13 protein-coding genes are annotated in these 13,949 nt (G+C 66.9%); 8 read left to right on the top strand and 5 right to left on the bottom strand.

Annotated elements, in window-relative coordinates; all coding sequences use genetic code 11:
* Positions 1-19 precede the first annotated feature (19 nt).
* Together FB478_RS18355 and FB478_RS18350 are read left to right on the top strand one after the other, a co-directional pair.
* Entirely contained in the window at positions 20-1,033 is a 1,014-nt protein-coding gene (locus tag FB478_RS18355) for a Gfo/Idh/MocA family protein (RefSeq protein WP_144601272.1), read from the top strand.
* The gene (locus FB478_RS18350) at positions 952-1,941 is read left to right on the top strand and encodes an MFS transporter (protein ID WP_395858361.1); all 990 of its coding nucleotides are present in this window, start codon (positions 952-954) and stop codon (positions 1,939-1,941) included. The genes FB478_RS18355 and FB478_RS18350 overlap by 82 nt, the downstream gene beginning before the upstream one ends.
* Positions 1,942-2,006: 65 nt before the next feature.
* On the opposite strand, the gene FB478_RS18345 is transcribed toward FB478_RS18350, so the two are convergent.
* Positions 2,007-2,456, bottom strand: a complete 450-nt coding sequence (locus FB478_RS18345) for a MarR family winged helix-turn-helix transcriptional regulator (RefSeq protein WP_144601271.1) — start codon at positions 2,454-2,456, stop codon at positions 2,007-2,009.
* Positions 2,457-2,628: 172 nt separating this feature from the next.
* On the opposite strand from FB478_RS18345, the gene FB478_RS18340 reads away from it, so the two are divergent.
* The gene (locus FB478_RS18340) at positions 2,629-3,831 is read left to right on the top strand and encodes an MFS transporter (RefSeq protein ID WP_018769594.1); all 1,203 of its coding nucleotides are present in this window, start codon (positions 2,629-2,631) and stop codon (positions 3,829-3,831) included.
* A gap of 13 nt (positions 3,832-3,844) precedes the next feature.
* Here the strand turns inward: FB478_RS18340 and iolB are convergent, their stop codons facing one another.
* Positions 3,845-4,738, bottom strand: coding sequence for a 5-deoxy-glucuronate isomerase (iolB, locus tag FB478_RS18335; protein ID WP_144601270.1), 894 nt, complete (start codon positions 4,736-4,738; stop codon positions 3,845-3,847).
* Between the two features lie 17 nt (positions 4,739-4,755).
* Positions 4,756-5,496, bottom strand: coding sequence for a GntR family transcriptional regulator (locus FB478_RS18330; RefSeq protein ID WP_144601269.1), 741 nt, complete (start codon positions 5,494-5,496; stop codon positions 4,756-4,758).
* A gap of 266 nt (positions 5,497-5,762) precedes the next feature.
* Here FB478_RS18330 and FB478_RS18325 point away from each other — a divergent pair, with 266 nt between their 5' ends.
* Positions 5,763-6,896, top strand: a complete 1,134-nt coding sequence (locus FB478_RS18325) for an LOG family protein (RefSeq protein WP_144601268.1) — start codon at positions 5,763-5,765, stop codon at positions 6,894-6,896.
* 3 nt (positions 6,897-6,899) lie between these two features.
* On the opposite strand, the gene FB478_RS18320 is transcribed toward FB478_RS18325, so the two are convergent.
* Positions 6,900-8,060, bottom strand: coding sequence for a VIT1/CCC1 transporter family protein (locus FB478_RS18320; RefSeq protein ID WP_056389060.1), 1,161 nt, complete (start codon positions 8,058-8,060; stop codon positions 6,900-6,902).
* 266 nt (positions 8,061-8,326) lie between these two features.
* On the opposite strand from FB478_RS18320, the gene FB478_RS18315 reads away from it, so the two are divergent.
* Positions 8,327-8,548, top strand: a complete 222-nt coding sequence (locus FB478_RS18315; protein WP_056389059.1) for a hypothetical protein — start codon at positions 8,327-8,329, stop codon at positions 8,546-8,548.
* 91 nt (positions 8,549-8,639) lie between these two features.
* Here the strand turns inward: FB478_RS18315 and FB478_RS18310 are convergent, their stop codons facing one another.
* Positions 8,640-10,160, bottom strand: a complete 1,521-nt coding sequence (locus tag FB478_RS18310; RefSeq protein ID WP_144601267.1) for a sodium:solute symporter — start codon at positions 10,158-10,160, stop codon at positions 8,640-8,642.
* A gap of 258 nt (positions 10,161-10,418) precedes the next feature.
* Between FB478_RS18310 and FB478_RS18305 the strand changes: the two genes are divergently transcribed.
* From FB478_RS18305 to FB478_RS18295, 3 genes are all read left to right on the top strand, one after another.
* A complete protein-coding gene (locus FB478_RS18305) occupies positions 10,419-10,994 on the top strand; it encodes a cupin domain-containing protein (RefSeq protein WP_018769601.1) in 576 nt (191 codons plus the stop codon).
* A 113-nt stretch (positions 10,995-11,107) separates the two neighbouring features.
* A complete protein-coding gene (gene speB, locus FB478_RS18300; protein WP_018769602.1) occupies positions 11,108-12,172 on the top strand; it encodes an agmatinase in 1,065 nt (354 codons plus the stop codon).
* Between the two features lie 4 nt (positions 12,173-12,176).
* Positions 12,177-13,865: a thiamine pyrophosphate-binding protein gene (locus tag FB478_RS18295; protein WP_144601266.1), complete on the top strand. Its 1,689-nt coding sequence runs from the start codon at positions 12,177-12,179 to the stop codon at positions 13,863-13,865.
* Positions 13,866-13,949: the final 84 nt, after the last annotated feature.

The following is a 13,949-nucleotide window of genomic DNA, read 5'->3' as shown; positions in this document are numbered from 1 at the left end:
ACGCCAAAAGGACCAAACAATGACTGAAACCCTCCGCGTCGCCGTCATCGGCGCAGGCCGCATGGGCGCCGACCACATCCAGCGCCTCAACAAGCGGATCCATGGCGCCGAAGTGGCCGCCGTCGTCGACGTCGACCTCGCCCGCGCCGAGGCCGCCGTCGAAGACATCCCCGGCGCAGTCGCCCTGGCCGACGCTGACGAAGCCCTCAACAACGGCGACGTCAACGCCGTTCTCATCGCCACCCCGGGCTTCCTGCATCAGGACATCCTGCTCAAGGCCATCGCCAGGGACATTCCGATCCTCTGCGAAAAGCCGCTGACCCCGGACGCCGAATCCTCCTGGAAGATTGTCGAAGCCGAAGTGGCGCTGGGCCACCAGCGCATCCAAGTGGGCTTCATGCGCCGCTTCGACGCCGAATACGCAGCGCTCCGCTCCATCATCCGCAACCATGAGCTGGGCGAACTGCTGATGCTGCACCACCAGCACCGCAACCCCAACACCCCTGAGGGCTTCACCAACGAGATGCTCATCAATGACTCCGTGGTCCACGAATTCGACGCCATCCGGTTCTTCACCGGCGAGGAAATCACCAGCATCCAGGTCCGGCTGGGCAAGCCCACCCGCAATGCTCCCAACGGCCAGCACGACCCTCAGCACGTCCTGATCGAGACCGAGTCCGGCGTCCTGGCGGACGTCGAGATCTACGTCAACGCCAAATTCGGTTACGAGGTGGCCACCCAGGCCTCCTTCGAGGACGGCATCGTCAGCATCGGCGGCGACAAGGGTCCCTACACCCGCAGTTCCGGCCGCTGGGGCGGCAGCGTCACCCCCGGCTTCGAGGAGCGCTTCGGGGCAGCGTACGACGTCGAAATCCAGTCCTGGGTGGATGCCGCCCTCCGCGATGAGATCGGCGGCCCCACCGCCTGGGACGGCTACGCCACCGCCGCATGCTGCGAGGCAGGCGTCGAGGCGCAGAAGAACGGCGAAAAGGTCGCCGTGAAGCTGGCTGCGAAGCCCGACCTCTACAAGTAGGACAGGAGAAGGGGACGGAGGGGAAAACGACCATACGGCAGCCCGGCAACCACCAGCGCGCCCTGCGGACCGCCACGATCATCTCCACCTTTGGCGGCCTGCTGTTTGGCTACGACACCGGCGTAATCAACGGCGCGCTGCCCTATATGCAGCAGGATCTGGGCCTCACCCCACTGACCGAGGGCCTGGTGGCCTCGTCCCTGTTGTTCGGCGCCGCGTTTGGCGCCCTGTTCGGCGGCCGCCTGGCAGACCGCAACGGCAGGCGCGGGATGATCATGGTCCTGGCAGTCGTCTTCCTGCTGGGCACCCTGGGCTGCACCTTCGCGCCGAACACCGAAGTGTTAATCGCCGCGCGGTTTATCCTGGGGCTTGCCGTGGGCGGGGCATCCGTTACCGTTCCGGTCCACCTGGCCGAGATATCGCCGCGCGACCGGCGCGGCCGGATCGTCACCCAGAACGAACTCATGATCGTCACCGGGCAGTTGCTGGCCTTCATTTTCAACGCCTACGTGGGCAACTCCTTCGGCGAATCGCACGGCATCTGGCGCTGGATGCTGGTCATCGCCACCCTGCCGGCCATCGCGCTGTGGATCGGGATGAACGTCATGCCCGAGAGTCCACGCTGGCTGGCCTCGACCCCGTTGAAGATCCGTGGGCTGGGCATGGGCGCGTCGGCCTTCCTGCTGTGGATCGTGAACTTCCTGATCGGCTTCGGCTTCCCGCAGCTGCTTGCGGCCATCGGGATCTCCAACACGTTCTTCGTGTTCGCCGTGCTGGGTGTTGGCGCCATCACCTTTGCCGCCAAATACGTGCCCGAGACCAAGGACAAAAGCCTGGAGGACCTGGAGCACTACTTCAAGAATGTGGCCGGCAGCAAGGCCGGGGCCGCCGCGGCGAAGGTTCCCTGACCGGACCAGCGCCCCGCTGCTCCTTGCAAAGCCCCTATGAGGATCCTCAAAGGGGCTCTGCTGTCCTATGCGCGCGCATGCAGCCCGGGCAGTGCGTCAACCAGCGGTGCGAGTTCCGGCATGGCCATCGCGCGGCCGAGGGCCCGCTCAAGCGTGGCATCGTGGACGGGCCGTGCTTCCTCAAGGAGGCTCAGGCCGGTGGGCGTCAGTTCCGTATAAATTCCACGGCGGTCGTCGTCGCACAGGATCCTGGTCAGGAGGCCGCGGTCCTCAAGCCGGTTCACCAGCCGGGTGGTGGCGCTGGGGCTGAGCGCCGTGGCACGCGCCAACTGCTGCATCCGCATGTGCCAGCCGTCCTGTCGGCTGAGGGCGTCCAGCACTGTGTACTCCACCACGGAGAGCTTCGACTTTGCCTGGAGGGAGCGCTCCAGCTCGCCTTCGATCAGCCCATGCAGGGCCGCCAGGGTGCGCCAGCCCTGGGCGCGGACCTCGACGGCGTCGTCTTTGATGCCCATGGTTGCTCCTTTACGAATTGTCCCGGCGGGAGAGCCCTCCGGCAGCCGCGGGTAGAGATAGTTGCTTGCGCGGCATATTTGCATGTGCAACAATAAATACCGCGCCTGCAACTATCTTAGGCGCCTTCCACTTCACGGAACAACCACACGTACAGCTCAAAGGAGCATTCGCATGCCTGTTGGCCTGATAGCACTCGCCCTGGGCGGGTTTGGCATAGGACTCACGGAATTCGTCATCGCCGGCCTCCTCCCGCAGGTGGCAACCGACTTTGGCGTCACCGAAGCGGAGGCCGGCTGGTTCATCTCCGGCTACGCACTCTCCGTGGTGGTGGGCGCGCTGGGCCTGACGGCAGCCGTGACGCGATTCCAGCGCAAGCCCGTACTGGCCGCACTGCTGGTCCTGTTCATTGCCGGAAACCTGCTTTCCGCCACTGCTGACGGTTACTGGCCAATGATGCTGGGCCGCGTTGTTGCCGCCCTCTCGCACGGCGCCTTCTTTGGCATCGGGGCAGTGGTGGCGGCCGGCATGGTCCCGCCCAGCAAGAAGGCAGGCGCCATCGCGCTCATGTTCACGGGACTGACCGCGGCCAACGTCCTTGGCGTGCCGTTCGGGACGTTGCTGGGCCAGGCGGCCGGCTGGCGTGCCACCTTCTGGGCCATCACGGTCATTGGCGTGGCTGCGCTCGCCGGCATCCTGGCCCTGGTTCCCAAGCCGGCCCGTGAAGCGGGGCAGGCGGGAAGCCTCCGCTCCGAGCTTCGGGCCTTCCGCTCCGGCCAGGTGTGGCTTTCCATCCTGGTGACCATCCTCGGCTTCGGCGGCATGTTCGGCGCGTTCACCTACATTGCGTACACCCTCACCGAGGTGTCCGGATTTGCGGCCTCCACCGTGCCATGGCTGCTCATTGTCTTCGGGGCGGGCCTCTTCGCCGGCAACACCCTTGGCGGCAAAGCCGCAGACCGCAACGTCGACCGGACGCTCCTGGTGGTGCTCGCCGCGCTGGCCGTGGTCATGGTGGTGTTCGCTCTGACGGCCGCCAGCCCTGTCCTGACGGTCATGTCGCTGGTCCTGATGGGCGGCTTCGGCTTCGCCACCGTGCCGGGCCTGCAAATGCGCGTGATGAAGTATGCCTCCGGGGCTCCCACCCTGGCCTCCGGCGCCAACATCGGTGCCTTCAATGTGGGCAACGCCCTGGGCGCCTGGCTGGGAGGGGTCACCATCACCGCCGGCCTCGGCTACACCTCACCCATCTGGGCGGGCGCCGTGATCACCGTTGCGGGCCTGGCCGTCATGGCGTTCGCCGCCGCCGCGGCCAAGCGGGAACGGCAGCTTGAAGGCCAGGTGCCGGTGCCTGTCGAGGAGCTGGCCAGCCGCTAGGCGGCGGGGTTCCTTAGGCGCCGAACGGAAGCCGCGGGTCGATGTTTTGGGTCTCCCAGGTCTGACGCACCCAGCCATGGTGGGGATCGTCGCTGATCAGCCATTCCCGCACCGGGCCCGGACCTGCCATGACGTTGAGGTAGTAGAGGTCGTAGCCGGGCGCGGCCATCGCCGGGCCGTGCCAGCCGTAGGGGACCAGGACCACGTCGCCGGTGCGCACCTCGGCCGACACATCGATGGGCCGCTCATCGGAGGCGTAGACGCGCTGGTACCCGATGGCGTCGGCGTCGGGTGGCGCTGCGGAGCCGGACGCCACCTGGGTTTCGAAGTAGTAGATCTCTTCGAGCTGGGTCTCGCCGTCCTTTTCCTCGTCATGCTTGTGGGGAGGGTAGGAAGACCAGTTCCCTGCGGGGGTGAGGACCTCGCAGACGATGAACCGGTCGGCCTCCAGCGCTGCCGGGGTGCCGAAGTTGTGGACCTGGCGCGAGCAGTTGCCGGCGCCGCGCAGTTCCACGGGGGTCTCCGCGGCATGGACCAGCCGGGTGGGGTAGGAGGCTTTCGCGGGGGCCGTGGCCACTGCCACCCTGCCGCCGTCGGCGGAATTGATCCTCACGGCGCGTCCGGCGCCGGAATAAAGGACGTCGCTGGGCCCGGAGAAGACCGAGGGCCGGCCCGCCAGGGGATAGTCGGTGCCGTCAACCGTCACGGTGAAGGCCCCGTTGAGGGGCACCACGATCCGTTCCTCGTCCGCGGCGGAGAGTTCGACGGCGGCACCGGCCGGCACCGTGGCCACCTTCAGGCCGGTGTGCGCCCAGCCGTCCACGGCGAGGGAGGAGTCGGAGGTTCCGATCGAAATGTCCCATTTGCCGTCAGCGGCGGTGCCCCGGGGGTAAACCCAGTTGGTCATGGAGTTGGCTCCTTGGATTATCGCTGTACGAGAGTCATTTCAAAACTGTAGGAATCGGCGCGGTACACGTGGTGGCCCGTTTCCACGCGCCGCCCGGTGTCGTCGACGGCAGTACGTTCCATGGTGACCAGCGCGGATCCCGGCGTCGTGTCCAGCATGGAGGCCTGGTAGTCGTTGGCATTGACGGCGCCGATGCGCTGGTTGGCCAGGCGGAAGTTGACCCCGCCGCGCCGGAGGATCGAATACAGGCCTTCAGCGGCGAGCATGGCCTCATCCATTTCCGCGATGTCGTCCCGAACCCAGTTCTCCATGAGGGCCAGCGGATTGCCGCCTACCTTCCGGAGCCGGGTGAAGTGATAGACCTTTGAGCCTGCCGGAAGCTGCAGTGTTGCCCGGGTGGCGTCCTCGGCTTCAACGTGGGAGAAGCTCAGGACTTCGGTGGTGGGTTTCTTGCCGTCGTTGGTGAGGTCGTCGTAGAGGCTGGAAAGCTCGAGCGGACGGCGCACCTGGCTGGAGACCACCTGGGTTCCCACGCCGCGTTTACGGACCAGGAGTCCGGAGCGGACCAGCTCGTCCATGGCCTTGCGCATGGTGGGCCGGGACAGGTTGAGCTGGGCGGCCAGGTCGATTTCATTCTCCAGCCGGCTTCCGGGTTCCAGCACCCCGCTGTAGATGGCCGCTTCGATGCCCTGGACCACCTGGTGGTACAGGGGCACGGGAGAAGAGCGGTCGATGCTGAGTCCCAGATTGTTCGCCACGGTGCGTTCCCTCATGTTCATGTCTGCGCGTCCGCCCGACCGGCGCCTGCGCCAGTGGCGCACTGCCACCATATGTTCGCTTGATAGGACATACTCTTCTTCCACGATCGTAACAGGCGCTACTCCCGGGTCAAGGGAGGCAGGCAGAAGCAGCCGCGGTGGCAGGCTTCCGGTCCCCGGGAGAATTTGAGAGGCAACAAGGTCCGGCCAGCGTTGCGTTGCGTGGCCTAGGCTGGCTCCATGATGTGGACTGGAAGGCGGCAGCCGTGAATTTCGCCGGAAGCCTTGGTCCCCGTCCCCGCAACCTCGAGGTCCAGGATCTGGCCAGCTTCGACCGCCTGGTGGCCGGCGGCGCAGTTAACCTGCATGGCTGGCACGCGCAGTCGCTGGACCTGCGGGGCCGGTCGGCCGCCCTGAAGAGCGTCACCGTCGAAGGTGCCATGTTCCTCGGCTGCCTGTTCGACGACGGCATGGAAGCCAACCTGCGCAGCCGCGGTGCCCTGATTTTTCCCCGGCTGGAAGGCGTCCCCTTCGACCCCTACCGGGCATCGCTGTACTCCCCGGCTGAACTGTATGCCGGACTGGCATCGTCTCCCTACGAGGAACTGCCGGACGCCCGCATCTACCACTGGAGCATCCAGTCCGGCCAGCGGCGCCGCGTGGATGCGACCCTGGCCTCTGCCCTGCACGACCATGCCATCGGGGACGCGCTGGAAGAGCTGACGGGGTCGGCGGCCTGGACCCGCCGCTCCATCGTCGGGGTCATGGGCGGCCATGCAGCGCCGCGCGGCAGCTTGGAGTTCGCGGAGGCGGCACGGCTGGGCAGGCTCCTGGCCCTCCAGGGGTATTCGGTGGCTACCGGCGGCGGCCCCGGCGCCATGGAGGCGGCCAACCTGGGCGCTTACCTGAGCCAGGCGTCCGACGGCGACCTGGACGCAGCGCTAGGCACGCTTGCCGCGGTCCCCGGGTTCCGTCCCTCGGTGTCGGCGTGGGCACGCGCGGCGGCGGCCGTCGTCGAACGCCATCCGGGCGGGACTGCATCCCTGGGGATCCCCACCTGGTTCTACGGGCACGAACCGCCCAACTACTTTGCCACGCACATCGCCAAATACTTCGCCAACGCCATCCGGGAGGCCATCCTGCTGGAACTGTGCCACGGCGGAATCGTCTTCCTGCCCGGAGCAGCCGGGACCGTCCAGGAGATCTTCCAGGACGCCTGCGAAAACTACTATGGCGCCCGCGAGAAAGTGGCGCCCATGGTGCTGGTGGGGCGGCGCCACTGGGAGCAGGAGTACCCGGCCTGGCCCATGCTGCGCAGCCTGGCCGCCGGGCGGCCCATGGCGGACTACATTCACCTGGTGGATACGGTGGATCAGGCCGTGGAGGTCCTCCGGGGCTGAGCCCTATCCGACCGCCGTGCCGAAGAGCAGGCCCAGCAGGTAGGTGATGCCGGCGGCGCCGAGGCCGATGGCGAGCTGGCGCAGGCCGCGGGTCAGCGGGGAGGTGCCGGACAGCAGGCCGACGGCGGCACCGGTGGCCAGCAGGGCGATGCCCACCAGCACCCCGGCCACCACCAATGCGGCGACCCCGGTCAGGCCGAACAGGAACGGCAGGATGGGCACGATGGCGCCGGAGGCGAAGAAGCAGAAGCTGGACAGCGCCGCACCCCAGGCCGTCCCCACGGCCTCGTGCTGGTCCTCTTCCTCCGGCAGGTCCGGCTGCAGGGACAGGCTGGGGTCGCAGTCGCAGGACAGCAGCCCCATGCGCTCGGCCACCCGGTGTTCCGCCGCCTCGCGGGACATCCCGCGGGCCAGGTACACCAGGAGGAGTTCGTTGTGTTCAAGGTCCAGCTGGGGCGCGGCCGCCAGCGTGATCTGCGTGGGGCGGGTGGCCGCCAGCAGCTCGCGCTGGGAACGCACGGAGATGAATTCCCCGGCGCCCATGGACATGGCACCGGCCAGCAGCCCGGCGATGCCGCTCAGCAGCACCACGGTGCTGGCCACGCCGGACGCCGCCATGCCCATCACCAGGGAGAGGTTGCTGACCAGGCCGTCGTTCGCGCCGAAGACGGCTGCCCGGAACGTGCCGGCCAGGCGGTTGCGGCCGCGCGTTGCCAGGCCCCGCACCACTTCCTCATGGATCTGCTCATCGGCGGCCATGGCGGGAGTGGCGTTGGGGTCCTTGGCGTAGGGGGAGCGGCCCTCGGCGCGCTGGGCGAGGGCCAGCACGAACACCGAGCCAAAGTGCCGCGCCAGGAACCCCAGGAACCGGCTTCGCGCCGAGGCCCTCTTTGGTTTGCCCGCGTGCTCTCCCAGGAGGGCCAGCCAGTGGGCTTCGTGCCGGCCTTCGGCCTCGGCCAGGGCCAGGAGGATGTCCCGTTCCTCCCCCTCGCGGTTCTGGGCGAGGTCCCGGTAGACCGCTGCTTCCGCGCGCTCGTCCGCCAGGTATTGGCGCCACCGTTTGATGTTCGACGGCGAGGGCTGGCTTTGCGGGGTGCCGGCGGCCTCCGGGTGCGGGGTCCGGGAATTGGACCCGACGTTGTTGGACTGTGCGTGCTGCGACACTGGTAACTCCTGGGCTGGAAAGGGCATGTTTTACGCGCCTTTGCCTTGCCAGCGTACTGCGTATTTCCGCGGTTTTTTGGCTGGCCAACCTCGCTGGGAACTTTCGGTATGCCTTAAAACCGGGGCCGATACCGCCCCCGTTGGCCACTCTTCCGGGCGCCGCCACGACTATTGACCCGTCCGCCCGGCGGGTGCTGTGATGAAGGTGTGGCGCATCCTGCGCCCTACCCTAAAGAGCACGTCAGGCGAATAACGGAGGTTGAATCATGAGCACCACCGGACAGCACCCGGACATGCCGCACCTGGACGCCGTGGAAGCGGACCCCGCCTACGATTACGCCGAGGATGCACCGGTAGACGATGCGGACGCGGAGGACGGGGTCCTTGATGAAGGGGAACCGGTGGTCCAGCCGCCACCGATAGTCGTCGACGCCGAGGACCGCGAGGTCCCGCTGGATGACGACGAGCCCCGCGACACTGAGGGGTAGGGACCCAGGAGGGTAGGACTTACGACGGCGGCGCCTCCTTGCGCGTGAATGCGAAAGGAGGCGCCGCCGTCGTGCTTAATGCTTGGTCAAGTCAGCGGCCGGCGAGGACTTCCTCGGGCGCTTCTTCCAGCTCCTGGCCGGCAACACGAAGCTGCCAGGCACGCATGACGGCTGGGTCCGTGGGGCGGGTAAGCAGCGAAGCCGTGATGTAGACAACCGCGGAGGCGATCAGGCCGTAGTAGACGGGCTCGTTGGCGTATATCCCGTCCAGCGGGGCCTTGGCGTTCACTTCCAGGATGATCATGGTGCCGAGGGTGATGACCGAACCGACAGCCATGGACGCGGCGGCTGCCACGCCGGTGCCCCGCTTCCACACCAGGCAGCCCAGGATGGCCACCAGCAGGCCGCCCACCAGGATGTCGTAGGCAATGGTCAGGGCCGCTACCACGTCCTTGGTGATGATGGCGATGACGATGGCCACAATGCCCAGCGCCAGGACCCAGATGCGGTTGGCCTTGACGTCGTGCTCCGGGTTTTCGGTGTCGCCGGTGTTGACGTCCTTGCCGAACCAGCCGGCAACGAACGGCAGGACGTCGGCACGGGCAACGGTGGCGGCGGCGATGAGGGCGCCGGACGCGGTGGACATCATGGCAGCCACGGCGGCGGCCAGGACCAGTCCGCCGATGCCGACGGGGAGCAGGTTCTGGGCCACCTCGGCGTAGACGTCGTCCTTCGCCGCGATCTTGACGTTGGCCAGGGCCACGTTGGCGGCCATGCCGATCAGCGCACCGGCCACGCCGTAGAGGATGCAGTAGATGCCGGCGGTGGCGCCGCCCCAACGGGCCACCCTTGGGGTCTTGGCGGTGAACACGCGCTGCCAGATGTCCTGGCCGATCAGCAGGCCCAGGGTGTAGACGACGAAGTAGGTGATGATCGTCTGGACGCCGATGCCGTCCATCTGGAAGAAGCTGGCATCCACGCGGCTGCGGATCCCGTCGAGGCCGCCCGCGGCGTTCAGGGTGAAGGGGAGCATGAGGAAGAAGATGCCCACCGTCTTGATCACGAACTGGACCTGGTCCGCAAGGGTGATGGACCACATGCCGCCGATGGTGGAGTACACCAGGACGATCGCGCCGCCGATGGCGATGGCCAGCGCCCGGTCCAGGTTGAACAGCACGACGAAGATGGTGGCATAGGCGCCGGTTGACGTGGCGCAGAGCATCAACGTGTACGCGAGCATGACGATGCCGGAGGCTTGGGTGGCCTTGCTCCCGTAGCGGAGGGTGAGCATCTGGGACACGGTGTAGATCTTCAGTTTCTGGATGGTCCCGGCGAAGAGAAGGCTCAGCAGCAGGACGCCGGCGCCAATGGCCACCACCAGCCACATGCCGGAGATGCCGAACTTGTAGCCAAGGCCCACGCCGCCCACCGTGGACGCCCCGCCGAGGACGACGGCGGCCATGGTCCCGGTGTACAGGAACGGTCCCAGGCGACGGCCGGCAACGAGGAAGTCGCTGTTGTTCCTGGTGCGGGATTTGCCCCACCAGCCGAAGGCCAGCATTGCGAGCAGATACACCACCACGATGGCGATGTTGATGGCACTTGCATCCATAGTTGGCTCCTTGGAGCTGTGGGCCGGGTGTGGTGCCGGGGGCGACGGCGCCCGGCACCGCCGCGGACGAACGGAGAGGGGTTCCTGGTATTGCCTTATAGGCAACAGGAGTTTCCAAAGACTAGAGTGTGACGGCTGCAACAGTCAAGGATCGGAACGCCGGTGCCGCTCCCGTGTGGCATGCGCGTGTCACAAAAGCGCCGCAGATTAGTATGGCTCGAGAGTGGAGCCGGACTGCCGGCCATGAAAGGTTCGTAGATGAAGGCACTGCCAGTTGAGCCCAGTAACGTCCCTGTTGCCATCGGCTCAAGGATCCGGGCCGCCCGGCAGTCCCAGCGGCTCACCATCGAGCAGGTTGCCGATGCCACCGGCCTGACAAAGGGTTTCCTCAGCAGGGTGGAGCGGGACCTGACCTCACCGTCGGTGGCCTCACTGGTGACGCTCTGCCAGGTCCTGTCCATTTCCATTGGCGACCTTTTTGCGGCACCCGAGACCCACTTGACCAAGCGGAACGACGGCCCCCGGATTTCGCTCGGCGGCCAGGGCATCGTGGAGCGGCTCCTGACGGCGCGCTCGGAGCGCAGGGTCCAGATCATCCAGGCCGTGATCGAGCCGCACGGCCGCGGCGAGTCCGAGCTCTATGCGGTGGACTGCGACGTGGATGTGCTGCATGTGATCAAGGGGTCCATCAAGCTGATCCTCACCAACGAGGAATACGACCTGAGCACCGGCGACACCGTAACCTTTCCCGGCCGCGAACCCCATACCTGGGTCAACCCCACGGACAAGCCCGTAGAGGTGCTCTGGGTCCTGGTGCCCGCCGCCAGCCGCTGACTTGTCCTCGGGGTTCGGGGGTAGGTTTGGTAAACACCTGATGCTCTAGGGGAAACAGGAGTGTATGATTGCAGTCACACCTGTCCCTTACCTCCTCGAAGGAGAGGCCTCCATTGGAAGAGCTGCGCATTGAAGCCAACGGCAACCTTGGCCCTATCGATTCATCCCGGATTCCCCGCTATGCCGGAGCTGCCACCTATGCCCGTCTTCCCCGCCTGGACCAGGTGGCCAAGGCTGACGTGACCGTGGTGGGGGTGCCGTTCGATTCAGGTGTTTCCTACCGCCCCGGGGCCCGTTTCGGCGCCAACCATGTCCGCGAGGCCAGCCGGCTGCTGCGTCCCTACAATCCCGCCTGGGATGTCAGCCCGTTCGAGAACATCCAGGTGGCCGACGCCGGCGACATGGCCGTCAACCCGTTCCACATCAACGAAGCCATCGAAACCATCCAGCAGAACGCGCTGGACCTCACCGCCGCCGGGAGCAAGCTGCTGACCCTGGGTGGGGACCACACCATCGCGCTGCCGCTGCTGCGGGCCGCTGCCGAGCGCGCCGGCGGGCCCATTGCCATGCTCCACTTCGATGCCCACCTGGACACCTGGGACACCTACTTCGGCGCCGAATACACCCATGGCACGCCCTTCCGCCGCGCGGTGGAGGAAGGCATCCTGGACACTGAAGCCATCAGCCACATCGGCACCCGCGGCCCGCTCTACGGCAAGAAGGATCTCGACGACGACCACCGCTTTGGGTTTGGCATTGTCACTTCAGCGGACGTCTACTATCAGGGCGTGCTGGAAACCGTCGCCAAGGTCCGCGACCGGATCGGCAACCGCCCGCTCTACATCTCGGTGGACATTGACGTCCTGGATCCGGCACACGCACCGGGCACCGGCACGCCGGAAGCAGGCGGCATCACCAGCCGCGAACTCCTGGAGATCATCCGCGGCTTCCGCGGCATGAACCTGGTGGGGGCCGACGTCGTTGAAGTAGCGCCCGCCTACGACCATGCCGAAATTACCGGTGTTGCCGCCAGCCACGTGGCGTACGAACTGGTGACCCTCATGGCGGACAATGCCGTTCCCGGGAGCCGCTTCGGAGCCGAAACGGGCTACCAGGCGCAGGCCCTGGGCCAGGAGGCCCGCCGTCCCGCCGGCTTCGCCGCGGCCACCAAGGAGTAGGGCGGTGACCGAACTGGCGGCACCCGCCCCCGCGGAGGGAAGGGGTGCCCGCAATGGCGGGGACCTCGTCGTCGAGACCCTCGAAGCGTTGGGTGCCAAGACGGTGTTCGGCATCCCGGGGCAGCATGCCCTGGGACTGTTCGACGCGATGGGACGCGGCAACCTGCACTTCGTCTCCTCCCGGATCGAGAACAACAGCGCCTTTGCCGCGGACGGCTACTCCCGCGCCACCGGGGAAGTGGGCGTGCTGTTCCTGTCCACCGGCCCCGGCGCGCTGACGTCCCTGGCCGGCCTACAGGAGGCTTACGCCACGGGCGTGCCCATGGTGGTGGTGGCCAGCCAGATTCCCCTGGAGGGGCTGGGTGCCAGGCGCAAGGGGATGCTGCACCAGCTTGATGACCAGAAGGCGTCGGCGGCGAACGTGACCAAGAGCCAGCGCTTGATCCAGCATGCATCGGGCATCCCGTCCGCCATCCAGGACGCCTGGACCGAGGCCATCTCCTCGCCGCAGGGCCCGGTCTGGCTTGAGATTCCGCAAAACGTGCTGCTGGATCCCATCATGGTGCCTCCAGTGGAGGATGCCTTGGCGGAGGCAGCGGACAACCCGCCGCGGATCGAACTGGTGCGGGAGGCCGTGAAGTGGCTGGAAGCAGCCAGGCGCCCGGCAATCATTGCAGGAGGCGGCACCCGCCGCGGCAAGGCGGAGAAGTCCCTCCTGTCCATCGCGGAGAAACTCCGCGCTCCCGTGATTTGCACGCCGGGCGGCAATGGCGCGTTCCCCTGGAACCACGAGTTGTCCCTCCAGGCCTGGATCGAGGACCGCTACATGACCGACGTCCTGGAGGACGCCGACGTCCTGGTGGTGATCGGCTCCTCGCTGGGCGAGGTGACGTCCAACTACTTCACGTTCGAACCACGCGGGCGGATCATCCAGATCGACGCCGAACCGCGGGTGCTGGAATCCAACCGGCCTGGCCTTGGCATCCGTGCCGACGCCGGGCAGGCGCTCGCGGCCCTTGATGAAGCACTGCAGCCCGGCAGGGCCGCGGCCCCGGACTGGCATGGTGCCACCCCGGAGTCGCTGGTGCAGGAATCGCTCGCCAAGGTCCGCGCCCGGCTGGAATCCCAGGACCTGGGCAAGGAACTGAAGTTCATGGCCGACATCCGCGAGGCCGTGCCGGCGGACATGCAGACCTTCTGGGACATGACCATCGCCGCCTACTGGGGCTGGTCCTGCTGGGACGCGCGGCAGGGGCAGTTCCACTCAGCCCAGGGCGCCGGCGGCCTGGGCTTCGCGTTTCCCGGCGCCATTGGAGCGGCCGTGGGATTGGAAACCCAGGGGAGGCCGGGCCGGGTACTCGCCGTGTCCGGCGACGGCTCCTCGATGTATTCCATCGCCGAACTGGCTACGGCGAAACAGCACAACGTGCCGGTCACCTGGCTGATCGTGGACGACGGCGGCTACGGCATCCTGCGTGAATACATGGTGGGTGCCTTCGGCAAGGCAACCGCTACCGAACTGGCCCGCCCGGACTTCGTCAGGCTTGCCGAGTCCTTCGGCATTCCCGCCACCCGGGTTGCCCCGGAGGATGTGGGGGACGCGCTGAAGGCGGGCTTCGCCGGGGACGGGCCCAACGTCGTCGTGGTTGAGACGCTTTTAAAGATGTTCGGGCCCACCCACCTGGGCGACTGATGTAGCCAATAACGCTCACACGCTCCCTCACTTCTGCCACAACGGCTGAAGTGGGGGAGCGTGTGTGTTTAAGGGCCAGCGGCA

Source organism: Arthrobacter sp. AG367, assembly GCF_007828995.1.
Taxonomy (GTDB): domain Bacteria; phylum Actinomycetota; class Actinomycetes; order Actinomycetales; family Micrococcaceae; genus Arthrobacter.
This window is presented reverse-complemented; position numbering and strand designations above follow the sequence as displayed.